Annotated in this window: 15 protein-coding genes; 10 read left to right on the plus strand and 5 right to left on the minus strand. The window is 51.6% G+C overall.

The window, feature by feature from the left end; genetic code table 11:
• Positions 1-76: 76 nt before the first annotated feature.
• The 3 genes from AAC632_RS01665 to AAC632_RS01675 all read left to right on the plus strand — a co-directional run bounded on the left by AAC632_RS01665 (position 77) and on the right by AAC632_RS01675 (position 2,606).
• Positions 77-865, plus strand: a complete 789-nt coding sequence (locus tag AAC632_RS01665; protein ID WP_340298415.1) for a purine-nucleoside phosphorylase — start codon at positions 77-79, stop codon at positions 863-865.
• Between the two features lie 68 nt (positions 866-933).
• Complete coding sequence (locus AAC632_RS01670) at positions 934-1,854, plus strand: sulfite exporter TauE/SafE family protein (RefSeq protein ID WP_340298414.1); 921 nt, start codon at positions 934-936, stop codon at positions 1,852-1,854.
• 2 nt (positions 1,855-1,856) lie between these two features.
• Positions 1,857-2,606 carry a TIGR02186 family protein gene (locus AAC632_RS01675; protein ID WP_340298413.1) on the plus strand — a complete coding sequence of 250 codons (750 nt, stop codon included), beginning with the start codon at positions 1,857-1,859 and terminating at the stop codon, positions 2,604-2,606.
• On the opposite strand, the gene AAC632_RS01680 is transcribed toward AAC632_RS01675, so the two are convergent.
• Complete coding sequence (locus AAC632_RS01680) at positions 2,583-4,118, minus strand: ATP-dependent DNA helicase (protein WP_340298412.1); 1,536 nt, start codon at positions 4,116-4,118, stop codon at positions 2,583-2,585. The genes AAC632_RS01675 and AAC632_RS01680 overlap by 24 nt on opposite strands.
• A gap of 213 nt (positions 4,119-4,331) precedes the next feature.
• On the opposite strand from AAC632_RS01680, the gene AAC632_RS01685 reads away from it, so the two are divergent.
• Complete coding sequence (locus AAC632_RS01685; protein ID WP_340298411.1) at positions 4,332-4,691, plus strand: hypothetical protein; 360 nt, start codon at positions 4,332-4,334, stop codon at positions 4,689-4,691.
• On the opposite strand, the gene doeB is transcribed toward AAC632_RS01685, so the two are convergent.
• Together doeB and doeA are read right to left on the minus strand one after the other, a co-directional pair.
• Positions 4,639-5,622 (minus strand): N(2)-acetyl-L-2,4-diaminobutanoate deacetylase DoeB, encoded by a 984-nt coding sequence (doeB, locus tag AAC632_RS01690; RefSeq protein WP_340298409.1) that lies wholly within the window; start codon positions 5,620-5,622, stop codon positions 4,639-4,641. The two genes, AAC632_RS01685 and doeB, sit on opposite strands and share 53 nt — an antisense overlap.
• Entirely contained in the window at positions 5,619-6,797 is a 1,179-nt protein-coding gene (doeA, locus tag AAC632_RS01695) for an ectoine hydrolase DoeA (protein WP_340298408.1), read from the minus strand. Before doeA ends, doeB begins: the two co-directional genes overlap by 4 nt.
• Positions 6,798-7,007: 210 nt before the next feature.
• Here doeA and AAC632_RS01700 point away from each other — a divergent pair, with 210 nt between their 5' ends.
• Entirely contained in the window at positions 7,008-8,384 is a 1,377-nt protein-coding gene (locus tag AAC632_RS01700) for an aspartate aminotransferase family protein (RefSeq protein ID WP_340298407.1), read from the plus strand.
• 171 nt (positions 8,385-8,555) lie between these two features.
• On the opposite strand, the gene AAC632_RS01705 is transcribed toward AAC632_RS01700, so the two are convergent.
• A complete protein-coding gene (locus tag AAC632_RS01705) occupies positions 8,556-9,539 on the minus strand; it encodes a sterol desaturase family protein (protein ID WP_340254217.1) in 984 nt (327 codons plus the stop codon).
• Between the two features lie 191 nt (positions 9,540-9,730).
• On the opposite strand from AAC632_RS01705, the gene AAC632_RS01710 reads away from it, so the two are divergent.
• Positions 9,731-10,042, plus strand: a complete 312-nt coding sequence (locus tag AAC632_RS01710; protein WP_340298406.1) for a UxaA family hydrolase — start codon at positions 9,731-9,733, stop codon at positions 10,040-10,042.
• A 10-nt stretch (positions 10,043-10,052) separates the two neighbouring features.
• The gene (locus tag AAC632_RS01715) at positions 10,053-11,252 is read left to right on the plus strand and encodes a UxaA family hydrolase (protein ID WP_340254211.1); all 1,200 of its coding nucleotides are present in this window, start codon (positions 10,053-10,055) and stop codon (positions 11,250-11,252) included.
• Between the two features lie 83 nt (positions 11,253-11,335).
• On the opposite strand, the gene AAC632_RS01720 is transcribed toward AAC632_RS01715, so the two are convergent.
• Positions 11,336-12,394: a YeeE/YedE family protein gene (locus AAC632_RS01720; protein WP_340298405.1), complete on the minus strand. Its 1,059-nt coding sequence runs from the start codon at positions 12,392-12,394 to the stop codon at positions 11,336-11,338.
• Between the two features lie 1,264 nt (positions 12,395-13,658).
• On the opposite strand from AAC632_RS01720, the gene AAC632_RS01725 reads away from it, so the two are divergent.
• From AAC632_RS01725 to AAC632_RS01735, 3 genes are all read left to right on the plus strand, one after another.
• On the plus strand, positions 13,659-13,844 hold the full coding sequence (locus AAC632_RS01725) for a hypothetical protein (RefSeq protein WP_340298404.1): 186 nt from the start codon (positions 13,659-13,661) through the stop codon (positions 13,842-13,844).
• Positions 13,841-14,224 carry a hypothetical protein gene (locus tag AAC632_RS01730; RefSeq protein ID WP_340298403.1) on the plus strand — a complete coding sequence of 128 codons (384 nt, stop codon included), beginning with the start codon at positions 13,841-13,843 and terminating at the stop codon, positions 14,222-14,224. The genes AAC632_RS01725 and AAC632_RS01730 overlap by 4 nt, the downstream gene beginning before the upstream one ends.
• Before the next feature lie 190 nt (positions 14,225-14,414).
• Positions 14,415-15,338 carry a hypothetical protein gene (locus AAC632_RS01735; protein WP_340298402.1) on the plus strand — a complete coding sequence of 308 codons (924 nt, stop codon included), beginning with the start codon at positions 14,415-14,417 and terminating at the stop codon, positions 15,336-15,338.
• Positions 15,339-15,342 lie beyond the last annotated feature (4 nt).

Here is a 15,342-nt window from a genome sequence, read left to right on the forward strand (position 1 = left end):
CAACCACTCAAAATGTGATTTGACTATTTGTTCTCCACCAAACGCAAACTATAAATGAAATTATTGCAGTTAAAAAATGGATAATATCTCAAAAATTCAGTCAATTACGGGAACTATGCCACCCGATATAGGTGTAATCTTAGGGTCAGGAATGGGCCATCTTTTAGATTTAGTTCAGGGACACAAGATACCCTACTCTGATCTTTTAAATTTTCCAATTTCTAAGGTTTCAGGTCACAAATCTGAACTTGTTATAGGAGAATTGGAAGGTCGCAGAGTTTTAATTTTTAATGGCCGAAGTCACTACTATGAACAAGGCAAAGCAGATGCAATGCGCACACCGTTAGAAACTTTCAAGAAACTCGGTGGCAAGAGGATTATAATCACCAACGCGGCGGGATCGTTAAGTTCAGAATCTCTTCCCGGAGACTTAATGTTAATAAACGATCACATCAATTTTTCAGGACTAAACCCACTTATCGGTATCGAAGACGATGCCCGATTTGTTCCGATGAAAAATGCTTATAGTACTGCGATGCGTGCAGACTTGCGCCATGCCGCAGAGGAAAAGGGCATCCGCCTTCGCGAAGGGGTCTATGCGTGGTATTCTGGCCCTTCCTTCGAGACGCCAGCCGAAATCCGCGCAATCCGCACCCTTGGCGCAGATGCGGTGGGAATGTCCACTGTGCCCGAAGTCATCTTATGTCGCTTTTTAGGTCTTGAGGTTGCGGCAGTATCGGTCATCACAAACATGGCAGCAGGCCTCTCTGATGAAGCCATCAGCCATGAGCATACAAAGGCCATGGCCCCCTTGGGAGCACAGAAATTCGAAAGCCTTTTGCGGCACTATCTCAAAAATGGTTAAAGAAATTTAACTTTTCCCGACTGTCTGCCTGTGCTGTAAGGGGATAAGAGTGATGAACGGCCCCCCTTATGCAAATCTATCTGCCCATCGCCGAAGTCAGTGTTGACGCTTTTGCCATTCTTGGGATTGGCGGATTGGTTGGCATATTGTCAGGTATGTTTGGGGTCGGCGGCGGCTTTTTGATCACGCCTTTGCTGTTTTTCATCGGCATCCCCCCCGCTGTGGCGGTTGCCACATCCGCCAGTCAGGTCGTGGCGTCATCCGTTTCAGGCGTGATGGCCCATCTCAAGCGGCGCACAGTTGATTTGCGCATGGGTATGGTTTTGCTGATTGGCGGCTTGATCGGCGCAGGCGCAGGTGTGCAGCTTTTCGCGATTTTGCGCGCCATGGGTCAGGTCGATCTGGTGGTGCAGATTTCCTATGTGGTGTTCTTGGGCATCATCGGCAGCATGATGTTTGTCGAAAGCCTACGCGCCTTGCGCAGAAGTCGCCATGGCACAGCCCCAAAGCGGCGCAAACATAACTGGGTTCACACCCTGCCCTTCAAAATGAAATTCCGTGTTTCGGGGCTGTATATTTCTGTAATCCCCCCACTTGTTGCAGGGGCGTTTGTCGGGCTTTTGGCGGCCATCATGGGGGTCGGTGGCGGGTTCATCATGGTGCCTGTCATGATCTATCTCCTGGGAATGCCCACCAAAGTTGTGGTTGGCACATCCCTGTTCCAGATTATTTTTGTCACTGGCTTTGCCACTGTGATGCATGCCGCAACGAACCGTACGGTCGATATTTTTTTGGCGATTGTTCTTTTGGTCGGCGGCGCGATTGGCGCGCAAATCGGAACGCAAATCGGCACAAAATTACGGGCCGAGCAATTGCGGATTTTATTGGCGAGCCTCGTCTTGATCGTCTGTGCAAAATTGGCTTTTGATCTCTTGGTCGAACCCGCCGAGCTCTATTCCATCTCTTACCAAGCGGGGGTGGGACTATGAGAATGCTTGTCGCACTCTTCGTTTATCTGTCCACGCTTCTGCCGGTCTGGGCCGAAGATGTGGTCGCTGGGTTCAGCCAAGACAGCATCTCGATTACGACCAATTTCTCTGGTTCGGAAATTTTGATTTTTGGGGCTGTGCGGCGCGAAGCGCCCATTGCACGCGATACAGACCTTGAGGTCGTGGTGACTGTCGCAGGCCCAAGCCGCCCTGTCACAATGCGGCGTAAGGAACGCTTTGGCGGGATTTGGATCAACCGCGCCTTTGCGCATATCGATGCTGCGCCAACATTTTATGCTGTCGCCACCAGCGCCCCCTATCGTGACGCGATTAGCAGTGTTTCTGATGTGCTTTATAGCATCTCTCTGCCGCGTGCGTTTCGCAATGCCGCTGGCGGAGCAGATCATGCCAGTGGGTTCCTCGAAGCCCTAGCCCGTCTGCGCGCCGAAGAAGGCCTCTATCAGATTAATGAAAACAGTGTCGATCTGCGGGAAGATACCCTATTTTCGACCTCTATCACCCTGCCCGCAAATTTGGTTGAGGGGGATTACTTGGTGCGCATTTTCCTGACCCGTGAAGGGCGCGTCATCAGTGCACATGAAAACACGATTGCCGTTCGCAAAGTCGGGATTGAGCGCGCAGCCTATCGTCTCGCCAATGAACAGCCGCTGCTTTACGGGTTTTTGGCGCTCTTCATCGCCATTGCCGTGGGGTGGCTTGTCTCCGCTCTATTCCGCATGATCCGGGCCTAATTGGGCATCTAAGACCAAAGGCACGCTTGGCACCTCCAGATCACCGACACCAAGCGGGCTTTTGGGCTTTGACAGCATATAGCGCGTTACCCAAATCAAGCGGTTCTCGGCCCGCGTAATCGCCACATAGGCCAAGCGCTTCCACAATGGTTGCCCCGCTTCGACACGGCCCATGCGGCTTGCCGCGTAAAGATCAGGGGCAAAGACCTGCACATCGGGCCATTGGCTGCCTTGTGCCTTATGGATCGTCACCGCAGCCCCGTGCAAAAACGCAGCGCCCATATGGGCGGCATAGGGGATGAATGGTTCCTCCTCATCGGGCAGTTCAATTTTCACGATAGAGGCGGCCGAAAGGCGCGGCGCCTCGGCCCCTATGACATGCAAGCGCGAAAACCCAGGTTTTGAGCCTGGCCCAACATAGACAATCTGCGCCCCCTTAATCAGACCGCGCGCCTCAAGATCAATGCGCTTCTTGCGATGCTTCAGCGGCAATTCAATCCCATCACAAATCAGAGGTTCGCCCGGCAATAGCGCATCAGAGGGCGCGCCATGCACCGATCGGAAGCCCGTGATCAATCGCACCCTTGTGGTATTGCGCCAAACCAAAACGGGGCTGCGGGCCATCAAATCACTATCAGCGCGCGGCGAAACAACCACGCGCTCATCCCGCGCGGCCGCCTGCTCAATCATCCGTTCAAATTGCTCGAACTCAAGCGCGGGATCCCCCAAGGCATGGGCCAGATCAAGGATCGGGTTATCTGCATCTTGGCGATGGATACGGCCCAAGGAAAAAACCGCTTTTTGGTTGATCTGCTCGAACACCATTTTGCCTGACTGCCCCACGGGCGCCAATTGGGCGGAATCGCCGAACAGAACAAGCGCGGGAAATATCTCGCGCAAATCCGTGAATTGCTTATCATCCAACATGCTGGCCTCATCGACCAGACCGATATCCAACGGCTCCTCTCGCCGTTTCCAGCCTGTGATGAAATCTGATCCCCGCAACCCCGCCGCTGCCAAGGCTGCAGGAACAGATTTATGCGTTTCATAGATCAGGCGCGCGCGCTCGAGCGCCTCATCACTCAGGGCTTCAATCTGCGGCCTTCCCCCCTGCCCTGTAAGCCATTCTGCGACCTTTTCAAATTCAGGGTCATAAACAGGCGTATACAGAATACGGTGGATCGTTGTGGCTGGCACCCCGCGCATGCGCAAAACGCTTGCGGCTTTATTGGTGGGGGCAAGGATTGCAGCAGACCTGCGGTCTTTTCGGCGGCGTGGCTCGAAATCACCTGTGATCAGGTCGACCCCGGCGGTCTCAAGACCTTTTACCAAGGCCGATAGTAGCATCGTTTTCCCAGAGCCCGCTTTTCCCGTAATCGCCAGAACGCCTGATTGGCCATCTGAGATTGGGGTGATCGTCTCGGCTTCAATGTCCACACCATGCCCCGCCAACATGGCGGCAACACTACCAAAGGCCTCGGCCTGATCGGAGGAGAAGGTCAACGCAGACATGGGCGCACCCTAACGCCCAAGATGCCCCCCTTCCACGGCAAAAACACCGCTTCGGATAAGTTAACCAAAATTCATGGAAAGTGTTTTTCAAATTTTGGGTTTTTTTATTCATCTTGGCACGGCATGTGCAGCACCAGAGCGCCCGCAGGGAAAGCCTGTCGGGATACGGCTCGGAGACTCCGGCCATAATTAATTGGTACGGGAAAACCCCACATGTCCATGGAAGATGAAGAACTGCTTGAGGCAGTTTTGGCTTTGCTTATTTCTGAAACATCAGATTTCAGCGATTGCGCCAAAAAACTTGCAAAAGAATGGCCCGAAGTGCGCGTGTCCGATGTGATCGGCGTAGTGCTAAAAGCCTGCGAAGTGATCGCACGCACTTTCAAGGATGGCGAAAATCGTCAAGACATCCGCAAAGGGCGTGAGTTCGCGCTATGGCTCTCTTACACGGCTTACGAATTACCCAGCGCGCGGTCGATCCCGTGCTCATGCAAGACCTGCACAAGGTTGAGGGCGCAGATTAGGCAGCGCCCAACTCGACAGCCAAAACTGCTGCACAATCCCCTGATTTAATCAGGCCAGGTGCGTGGCGAGCCACGAGCAAACCATCACGCTTGGCCAGAAGGCCGAGCGGGGGTTTGCCTGTGGCCTCAACAGGCCAAATACGGGCGACAAAATCGCCCGCGCGCAGGCGCGCGCCCAAATCAACAACGGGTTCATAAAGCCCATTCATCTCGGCAAAGGTAAAACAATCCGCATCAGGCATATCTAACAGGCTGCTTGGTGCCTGTTCTACCTTGCCCTGCAAAACGCCCAAATGAACCAAAAAATTGCGCACCCCGCGCTTGGCGATCGCGACTGTTTCCGCACGCGCCATCCCTGCGCCACCAAGCTCGGTCGTCACGAAGGTTTTCCCTGCGCGCTCAACCGCGCCGTCAAACATACCTGTGTCATCAATCTCAAGCATTTTAACAGTATATGGTGCGCCAAAGGCGCGGGCGGCCTGCGCACAAGCCTGATCTTGGGCCGCATCGGGCAAGACATGGCTAGCGGCAAAGGGCAGAAAATCCAACGTCTTGCCGCCTGAGTGGAAATCCAAAACCGCATCAACCCGCGGCAGGAGTTCATCGTTGAGATATGCTGCGATTTTCTGTGTGACCGTGCCCCGCGCATTTCCAGGAAAGGCGCGGTTCATATTACCTTGATCAATCGGCGATGTGCGGCTTGCCGCCAAAAAGGCGGGCGTATTCATCTGTGGCAGAATGATGACCCGCCCCGCGACATCAGAGGCCTCAAGCGAATAGGCCAAATCATGCAGGGCAATCGGCCCTTCATACTCATCCCCATGATTGCCGCCCGTCAACAGAACGGTCGGGCCATCCCCATTGCCGATGACGCATATCGGAATCATAACATGGCCCCATGCGCTGTCATCGCGGCTATGGGGCAGGCGCAAATGGCCATGCGCCTTGCCCATGCCATCAAGGGCAATGGTTGGGGTCATTTCACAAATACCTCGCGTGGCAAGTTAGACAGGCATTCAACACCTGTCTCGGTGATCAGGATCGGCTCAGTGATTTCAAGCCCGCCATCATCCAACCACAAAGCAGGCATGAAATGGAAGGTCATTCCTGGTTTAAGAACGGAACGATCTCCGCGCCGAAAGCTCATCGTGCGCTCGCCCCAGTCAGGCGGATAGCTTAGACCAATCGCGTAGCCACAGCGACTGTCTTTCTCGAACCCCATTTCATTGAGCTTTTTGTTAAAGGCATTCGCAATATCTTCACAGAAATTCCCTGGCTTCGCTTGCTCAAGGCCTGCATGGATTGCCTCGACCACCGCCTCTTCGGCACGGCGATATTTTTCAGGCGGCTCGCCCAAGAATAGGGTTCGCGATTGAGGGCAATGATAGCGGCGATAACAGCCTGCGATTTCAAAAAAGGTCGCTTCGCCCGCAGCCATAGGTTTGTCATCCCATGTCAGATGCGGGGCCGTGGCATCCACACCTGAGGGGGTCAGGGGCACGATGGCGGGATAATCGCCCCAATGACCATCCGCACCCAAAATGCCTGTGCGGCTAATCTCGGCCACAAGAGCGTTTTTCGGCATGCCGGGCTCAGCCGTTTCACGGATGACTTCGTGCATCCGCTCCACAATCTTTGCAGCGCGGCGCATATAGGTGATTTCCTGCTCGGATTTCACCGCGCGTTGCCAATTGACCAAACCTGTGCTGTCCACAAATTCAGCATCAGGCAGCCCCTTCACTAGAGCCGCATAGGCAGCAGCAGAGAAATAGTAATTATCCATCTCAACGCCAATGCGCCCTCGCAGGCCACCATGATCATGGATCAGGCTCGCAAGGGTTTCATGCGGGTGTTTTTCGGGGTTTTGCACATAGGTGTCATCATAGCCAACCACAGCGTCATCTAACATCCAGACTGTGCGTAAAGCACCCAATCCATCCATCGCGCGGCCCCACCAAATCGGCTCACCTTTATGGCCCAAGAGCACCGCTTGATGGACGTAAAATGACCAACCGTCATAGCCCGTCAACCACGCCATATTGGACGGGTCAGTTACAATGATGAAATCCAAATTTCGCGCGGCCATCTCGGCGCGCGTGCGCGCAATACGCGCCTGATATTCTTGGGTTGGAAAGTTATGAATGCGAGAAACCATCTGCCGCCTCCTGTTGGTGGACCAAGTTTTCGATAATTCACCGCCCACCGCTTCCCGCTTCGCGTCATTGCTTGCACCAAAAACGTCGCTTGCGCCAATCACAGTGTCGGGTCTGTGATCCATGACTTCGCCGCAAGGCATGGCACTGGGACGGATTTTCTCTTAGGCTTGCGGCAAACGTGCCAAACCACATGACAAAGGACAAAGCCGATGCTTACCAATGATCAGCTGTCGAAATGGGATCGCGACAGCTTCATGCACCCTTCAACACATCTTGCGCAGCACGCCCGCGGCGAAAGCCCCAATCGGATCGTGCAAACCGCAAGCGGCTGTCACATCACCGACCGCGATGGAAATCGTTTTTTGGACGCATTTGCTGGGCTTTACTGCGTGAATATCGGCTATGGCCGTCAAGAAGTGGCCGAGGCCATTGCCGAGCAAGCCCGCGAATTGGCATATTACCACGCCTATGTAGGCCATGGCACTGAGGCCTCAATCACGCTTGCGCAGATGGTCATGGATCGTGCGCCCGACCATATGTCAAAGGTCTATTTCGGGCTTGGTGGATCGGATGCCAATGAAACCAACATCAAACTGGTTTGGTATTACAACAATATCCGTGGGTTGCCGCAGAAGAAAAAGATCATCTCGCGCTGGCGCGGCTATCACGGCTCAGGCCTGATGTCGGGATCCCTGACAGGGTTGAGCCTGTTCCATCAAAAATTTGACCTGCCTCTTGATGCGGTCTTGCACACAACCAGCCCTTATTACTTTCGCCGTGATGACCTCAGCCTCTCCGAGGCGGAATTCTCTGCCAAATGCGCGGCTGATCTTGAGGAGCTGATCGCCCGCGAAGGTGCAGACACTATCGCGGCCTTTATCGCAGAACCCTTGCTGGGAACAGGCGGGATTGTACCGCCGCCGGCAGGGTATTGGGAGGCAATCCAACCCGTTCTGCAAAAGCATGACATCTTGTTGATTGCAGATGAAGTGGTCACGGGCTTTGGCCGCATGGGATCAATGTTTGGCTCGCCCCATTATGGGATCACACCAGACATCATGACCATCGCCAAGGGCCTAACCTCGGCCTATGCGCCGCTCTCAGGATCCATTATTTCCAACAAAGTTTGGAAGGTTCTTGAGGATGGCACCGATGAATTCGGCCCCTTGGGGCATGGTTGGACATATTCCGCCCACCCCATCGGCGCGGCGGCAGGTGTTGCCAATCTCAAACTTTTGGACAGCCTGAATTTGGTTGAGAATGCCCGCGACACGGGCGCCTATTTCAACCAAGCCATGCGCACCGCCCTTGCTGAGCATGCCCAAGTGGGCGAGGTGCGTGGTGATGGGATGCTATGCGCGGTAGAATTGGTTGAGGATCGCGACACTCGCACCTTCTTTGACCCCGCCAAAAAGATTACCCCCCAGATTGTCGCCGAAATGGCGCGGCGCGGGGTGATTGCACGGGCCATGCCACAGGGCGATATCATTGGCTATGCGCCACCGCTATGCCTCAGCCGCGAGGAAGCGGATACTGTCGTCAGCGTGACGGCCGAGGCAATCAAAGAGGTTTTGGAACGACGTTAAATGAGGTCAACGCAACTTGGCCCCATTTCAACTCCATAATTTCTCAGAAAATAGGAGCTCTTAGCAGTATCACAGAATAGCTGCCCTCAAGCGTTGTAACTTTAAAAAACCGAGTTCCCTCAAGACCATTTATCACTGCATTTTACCAGCATCAAAATACTCTTGAGAGACCTACACGCTCTTTTTGCTAACTTTTAGACGGACACGATTTGTGGCTTCTTTGGTGCCGTCATGATCTGTGCCAAACCAAACGTCTAATGGAACCTCCATAGTTCCATAGTTACATTCAAAATACCTATGATGTAACTGATGATGAAAGTCCGCCGAGTCGAGTAACGTCGTCTTTTTAGCCAGAATTTTTTCAAAACCAGAATGTGAAAAAGCCGGGCCAAGCGACGTCATAAATAGATGAACAAAGACTATAGCGGGTTCGGACGGTATCACAAAATGTATCAATACTGACGATTGATAAATTAAGTTTTCGATTGGATGCATTGAAATGCCAGACCATGGGCCGGTGTGCACGTTCCTATGATGGGTACTGTGGACGTGCTTGTACAAGAAGGGATGATGCAGCAACCGATGGATAAAATAAAAGTGACCAGATCGAACCATTGGCAGCACCAAAAGCCATGCAAAAAATTGTAAAGGGTGGTCGTTGAATGGCATCACGCTTATCAAGCCATTGGCGAGAAGATTTAAATACAAAATCTCGTATGCCGTCCACACGGTAACACCGCTAACCAGGCTCCAAAAAATATTGTCATACACCTGGTCATTAAAACTGAAAAACTTGTTTTTTTGGGCCATTTTTCGTTTTAAAAATTTAAAGTCATCTCCCTGCATCCTTAAAGAATAAAGATACATATGAAGTGACCCGGCCACCAAAAATAGTATGGCTGAGTTACGAACGTAGGTTAAAGCTATAATTTCAGAACTTGGTTCCTGAAAGGCTTCAAGGCTAGGAGTTAAGTAATGATAAGCTCCAACCGCTAGTATTGCGATAAACAATGCCCGTGAAATGCTGATCCAACGGAAAACAATCCATCTGAACGTCTTCGCGACATCGATAGGCCACTCAAACAACGGATTGTATCGAATAGGCTCATTTGGACTATAGTTCCAAGATTTTTTATCAACGGAGGAATTAGCCATTTTTTATCACCAAGCCGAAAACACAAGACACCGTACCCAAGAGACCACCTAGATCGAAAAAAGCGAATTCGTCAGCGGAACCCGTATGCTACTGCAGAATTCGTAATCTTCATAGTTCTCAAACAGTTTTGACAAAGCTTACCTTATTATTTCATGTTTCTATAAGTGTAAGCTTCAGAGGCAGTGTACCTATGACAGAACTCAAAGCATGCCCATTTCTGCGACTTCATCCTGATGACAACACACTTGTTGCGAGAATTAACGCTGATGAGGGCACAAAGATCGACATGGATGGAGGCCAGGTGCGATTGTCTCAAATGATCCCAATGGCTCACAAGATCGCCTGCAGGCATATCAAGTCTGGAGATGTAGTATTAAAATATGGCATGCCGATCGGCGTAGCTACAGTGGACATCGCGCCTGGCGAACATGTGCACGTCCACAACGTACGTTCTGCCTATACACCAAGCGTTGTATTACACGAAGCAGATGCCGTCAGCTGAGGAGAGTAAAATGATTGAAGGCTGGCTGCGACAAGATGGCAGAAAAGGTATACGAAACAGTGTTTTAGTAGCGTATTTGGTGGAATGCGCACATTTTGTAGCATCCGAAATCGTGACAGAGTTCCGGGGCCAAGACGTACAATTAATTGGTTTTCCAGGTTGCTTTCCTAATGAATATGCTGCGCAAATGATGGAGCGCCTCTGCACCCATCCCAATGTTGGTGCAGTCCTATTCGTTTCTCTGGGATGTGAAAGCTTCGACAAAGTGCGTGTTTCTGCAGCCGTAGAAGCATCGGGCAGGCCCGTCCGCACGCTTGTAATTCAGAAAGCAGGTGGCACTAAATCGACAATAAAATTAGGCCAGGACTGGATAAAAAGCGCACTTTTAGAAATTGACAATGTTTCGCGCACACCGTTGGCACCCTCTGACCTAGTAATCGGGACGGTCTGTGGCGGATCAGATGGAACATCAGGCATATCAGGTAATCCTGCCGCCGGACGCGCATTCGATTTCCTAGTAGCAGAAGGCGCAGCCTGTATTTTCGAAGAAACAGGGGAGCTAATCGGTTGCGAAGAAATCATGGCAGAACGCGCAGTGACCCCAGAATTAGGGCAGGCAATACGAGAAAGTGTACTCAAAGCCGAACGTTATTATCAAACACTTGGGTATGGGAGCTTTGCTGCAGGTAATGCCGCAGGTGGGTTATCCACAATTGAAGAAAAATCACTCGGGGCCTATGTAAAATCCGGCAGTAGTCAAATATCCGGCCTTATCAAACCAGGCGATATCCCTCCATGCGGCGGACTGTATCTAATGGACGTGGTACCGGATGGAGACGTTCGGTTTGGCTTCCCGAACATCAGCGACAATGCTGAAATCGTTGAGATGATAGCCTCTGGTGCGCACATGACCCTATTCGTCACAGGGCGCGGCTCAGTGGTAGGCTCTGCAATATCACCAGTCATTAAAATTTGTGCCAATCCAGAGACCTATCGTGCCCTATTTGACGATATGGATATTAACGCAGGCGACATTATCGAAGGTCATCGTACGATCGACGAAGTAGGACAAGAGATTAGTGAACTTGTATATGCTGTCGCAGGCGGTCAACAAACTAAATCTGAACAGCTCGGTCATCGAGAATTCATACTTACCTACAAAAGCTTTGAGCCGATTGGACCAGCCTGTTTACCAAATCTTCATTCATAACTTGAGTGTTTATTGGCAAAGCAGCTAATCATAGCTAACGGTTGCTCTGGGCTTTGAGAAACAAACAATCAAGAGTGCGCTGATTACGTGGCCGGTTGTACTGATGCGTTGGGTGCTTTTGAGCCATGTTCAAAAGGCACTACAGCGAGTAGAAAGCGCATAAGCGCGCCCCCCAGTGCGATCGCCGTCAACGCCAAGATCGCTGCGAATGACAGGGTAGGCACACCAGACAGGCCAGCACCCACGGTGCATCCGCCGGCCAGAACTGCGCCGAAGCCCATCAGTCCGGCACCAGCCAAATAGCGCGCGGTTTGGCGAGGGCTGTCAAAGCTAGACCAAGCAAATTGCCCCTGTAAGAGCGCCGCCGAACCCGCACCCAGCACTGTGCCTCCCATCAATCCCACACCAAAGCCAGGTGCAATGGCGGTCGAGGCAACAACCCAAAACAAAGTTTCGGTGACAGGTGCCGTGAAAGACAGGCTTTGCAATGCGATTGGATCGAAGTCGTCAAACAAGATATAGCCCGTGCCAACCCAGCCCAGAGGCACCAAAAGTCCCAACAGCGCTGCCAGACCCAGCATTCCGGCCCCAAGGCCCGAACGCCAGGCAAAGACCAATGCAGCGCCCGCAATCAGCGCCGCCAACAGGAGTGGCGTACCCGGCAGAGTAGGGGCTAATTCCATGGTGATAGCTTTTAAGCTAGTGTGCAGGCCCGACAGCACCCCTTTTAACGTGGCATGGGCGACAATTGCGAATACCACTAGCACCAGAAGCGCTCGCAGATTGCCGCTCGCGCTCAGCACAGTCAGCCGCGACACGCATCCGCGCGTCAAGATCATGCCAGCGCCAAAGGCGAACCCGCCAACGACAATGGCCACAACGGGCAGATTTGTGACCATGAAGCGATGACCTGCAAAATCGATCCAGCCCATCAGTGTAGCTGCCTGCGTACCCAGCGTAGCTGTGGCCAGCGCCATCAGCCAGATACCGGCGGCTTGACGGCGATCCTCACCATCGATCATCCGGCGAAAGCAGAGGCGCGTGATTTGCGCTAAAGCACCAAAAGCGCATCCCAAAACCAATGCAAACCACAGAGCGGCCTGAGGAGCAGTAAGGGTTTCAAAGCCCAGCTGTTCGAACATGACGAATCCTCACAAAAGCAGAACTTTGTCCTCTTTTGCGAGAAAATAAGGTGCTGACAAGCCCAAAATAGCCCAGAAACACGGCTAAATGTGGAACATTTGTTCTGTTTTTTTTGCATAGATGTAAACGCCTTTCTGCCCAAGCGCCGAGGCAAGAGAAAATGGCCCGCCAGATCCGGCGGGCCATAACAATGGTTCTTTTTGTTTTACCGCCCGCGAGTGCCCATACTTAGTTGAAGCGCAGCGCGTGGGTAGTCAATCCTGGCGACCCAAAGGTAACGCTCTAATAGACCCGTAGCGGCGATATAACAGTGGCAGGGTGGGGTGTTAGAGCTTTTCGGGCGGGTGACTACCCTCAGCCCCAAAATGTAATCTGACGTGGATTTTTGAGACATTTTCTGCTATCGTCATGTTGGAAGACGGCCTCTGCTGAACCGACACTCCAGAAGATGGCCTATCCCTCAAGTGGTCCAAGCATACCGTCTTCCACCCCCATCAACCACAGCGGCTTATCCCCTCAAAGCTTGACCAAGTAACCCTGTGCGCTCAAGCTCTGGTGAAACAGGAGCCACGCCATGAAGCGCATCATCTTAGCCACAACCATCGCAGCCGCCACATTCGCAGGGCCAGCTTCTGCAGGACAGAATGATGGATAACCTTCTTCACCCAGCTAATCACTACAAGCAACGATGCCCTAGATGTCAGTCACCACTGAACACGATTGTTGTGCATGGGCATGAGCAGTGCGCAATATGTAAGTCCAATATTTTTGAATGCTGTTCAGGCGATACTTGTGAGACTGACCACAACCTGAATGTGGGCTATAAGCGGGGATGAAATTGACGGGTCATTCCGATGGCCCCCTAAACCCCTCCTTTGGAGCCTATGCGTACGTGTCGCCATACGTACCACTGTACGTAACAAATGATATTTTGTGGATTATATCTATATATTTTATAATAAAATAAATGGGTTAGGAGGATTTGGTGGAGCCTAGGGGGATCGCCACCAGTTTCCTATAGTGTCTATATTAATACAATAATATCAATATCTTATAGAATTCTTATCAGAAATATAGCCCGCTCAATATAGCCCTTCGTATAGCCCTGCGTATAGCTCCACCTCTGCACACCAAAAGTCCAAATGTTCTGCTTTTGTTCTTGACATTGGACAGCAAATGTGGTATAACTATCCATAGTAAGTTGAAGCCTGTTCGCTTGCTCAAATCCCCCTAATCAAAACTGAATGTGAAAGGAGCACAGACATGTCTGATCCTGACGATATTCGATTCAAGGACATGGTCGAAATGCGCAGACTAGAACCCACGAAATACTACGCTCGTGATATCCAAGCCCAAATCGTAGAGCTTTGCCAAAAGTTCGGCTGGTCATGGTTTGACATCCTAGGCGATGACAATGGGGCTAGTTACTTGGAAGGCCGCCAGAAATGAACGTGGTGTCTTTGGCACATCAAGGCTGCGACCGCATGGAGTTAAAGCCTGCGTTTTGCGAGAAGGTGCATCTGGTATCTGATTTGCTTAAAGGCTTTCAAATACTGAGCATCAATAGAGCCGGACTAAATAGCAAAGCCCACCGCCCCTTCTGTGCTGCCATTGCCTTGGCGAGTGAAAGCGAACTCAACACCACCTTGGATGTCCACACTCGAAACTGCGAGACCTACTATCTTGACGGTTTATCCACGAGGTTTGTGGGGTGGCTCGACAAAGCCGTAGCTGCTGGCGTTCTCGAATGTGACAACCCTTTAGGCAAAGCACACGGTCGCCTGCGTGTAGCTAACCGAACCAACCGCTTCTTAGCGAAATACGGTTAACATTATTTTAAATTAATAAAACATTTCAATACTTTAAGGTGTTTCAGAAGGTATTGATCTTGTGCTGTCTATTGCTGAATTGCTTGGCGGCCTGTCAGTAGAAACCGACCTTATTCCATACGCCCACCAGACTTTCTGACACGGCGTAAAACAAACAACCCCGACAACACGAAATAAAAGGAGCCTAATAATGGCTAATGGAATCATGAATCCTATTCAAAGAAATACAGACGCCAAATCTATCTTGGACGAGATGAAGGCCAAGCTTAATGGCAATCGCACAAAAGACCCCGAAGCGGTGTTGCAAGGTATGAGTGAGCAAGAGCGTGCGGTTATCCTGAACGCAGTCAAGATGATTGACATGATGCGCCAACTATCTGGTCAGAGTGCAGCCGAAATAATAGCCGACAGATTTCCTCATATGCCGATGGAACGCCGTGCAATCTTTTTAGCAATATTAGGTGAGGACGGGGCTCAGCCCAGCTTGGACACCAGCATCGCAGATGCCGCACATGACAGGCTATATCAGGAATATGAAGAAGCCTTGCCGCCCTTGGAACAGGTCTTGGCCAGACGTCAAACACCACTCGTAGACCGCAATGCTCAAGCCAATCTACTGCGAGAAATGAACGCAACGGCCAGAACAACCCCTCGCCCCCGTAGGCCAAATAGTAACAGTGATGACGAACTTTTGAATCTTAGAATGGCTCTGACAGCGGCAGAAAGCGGTGGAAGATCAGATGCCGTTTACACTTTGCGGGATGGGTCGGCACGGTACGTTGGTTCGCTTCAAATAGGCCAGCAGAGATTGACTGACTTTAACAGAGCCAACGGAACCGATTACACACAGGACGATATCCTAAACGATCAATCTGTGCAGGATTCCGTGAATGACTGGCACATGGAAGACTTAACTCGTCAGGTTGATAGCTACATCGAAAGTCTTGGGGATCGTGGCCGTACTGTGAGCAGGACTGGCGCAATAGCTGCAGCACACATTTCTGGAATGGGCGGCTTGGCTAGGCTCGTTGAATCGAACTTCGAAGATAATCCCACAGACGAACTTGGTGGAAGCGCTCTTGGGTATTACCAACGCTTTAGTCGATCAAACTGAGGCC

This window comes from Roseobacter sp. HKCC-CH-9351, from assembly GCF_037830295.1.
In the GTDB taxonomy this organism is placed as follows: Bacteria; Pseudomonadota; Alphaproteobacteria; order Rhodobacterales; family Rhodobacteraceae; genus M30B80.

Excerpts from the sequence above, each read along its gene's own strand:
- doeB (WP_340298409.1), bottom strand. The coding sequence starts at position 5,622 with ATGACCCCAACCATTGCCCTTGATGGCATGGGCAAGGCGCATGGCCAT.
- AAC632_RS01710 (WP_340298406.1), top strand. The coding sequence starts at position 9,731 with ATGACAGAACTCAAAGCATGCCCATTTCTGCGACTTCATCCTGATGAC.
- doeA (WP_340298408.1), bottom strand. The coding sequence starts at position 6,797 with ATGGTTTCTCGCATTCATAACTTTCCAACCCAAGAATATCAGGCGCGT.
- AAC632_RS01730 (WP_340298403.1), top strand. The coding sequence starts at position 13,841 with ATGAACGTGGTGTCTTTGGCACATCAAGGCTGCGACCGCATGGAGTTA.
- AAC632_RS01725 (WP_340298404.1), top strand. The coding sequence starts at position 13,659 with ATGTCTGATCCTGACGATATTCGATTCAAGGACATGGTCGAAATGCGC.
- AAC632_RS01735 (WP_340298402.1), top strand. The coding sequence starts at position 14,415 with ATGGCTAATGGAATCATGAATCCTATTCAAAGAAATACAGACGCCAAA.
- AAC632_RS01675 (WP_340298413.1), top strand. The coding sequence starts at position 1,857 with ATGCTTGTCGCACTCTTCGTTTATCTGTCCACGCTTCTGCCGGTCTGG.
- AAC632_RS01700 (WP_340298407.1), top strand. The coding sequence starts at position 7,008 with ATGCTTACCAATGATCAGCTGTCGAAATGGGATCGCGACAGCTTCATG.
- AAC632_RS01665 (WP_340298415.1), top strand. The coding sequence starts at position 77 with ATGGATAATATCTCAAAAATTCAGTCAATTACGGGAACTATGCCACCC.
- AAC632_RS01670 (WP_340298414.1), top strand. The coding sequence starts at position 934 with ATGCAAATCTATCTGCCCATCGCCGAAGTCAGTGTTGACGCTTTTGCC.
- AAC632_RS01685 (WP_340298411.1), top strand. The coding sequence starts at position 4,332 with ATGTCCATGGAAGATGAAGAACTGCTTGAGGCAGTTTTGGCTTTGCTT.
- AAC632_RS01715 (WP_340254211.1), top strand. The coding sequence starts at position 10,053 with ATGATTGAAGGCTGGCTGCGACAAGATGGCAGAAAAGGTATACGAAAC.
- AAC632_RS01680 (WP_340298412.1), bottom strand. The coding sequence starts at position 4,118 with ATGTCTGCGTTGACCTTCTCCTCCGATCAGGCCGAGGCCTTTGGTAGT.
- AAC632_RS01720 (WP_340298405.1), bottom strand. The coding sequence starts at position 12,394 with ATGTTCGAACAGCTGGGCTTTGAAACCCTTACTGCTCCTCAGGCCGCT.
- AAC632_RS01705 (WP_340254217.1), bottom strand. The coding sequence starts at position 9,539 with ATGGCTAATTCCTCCGTTGATAAAAAATCTTGGAACTATAGTCCAAAT.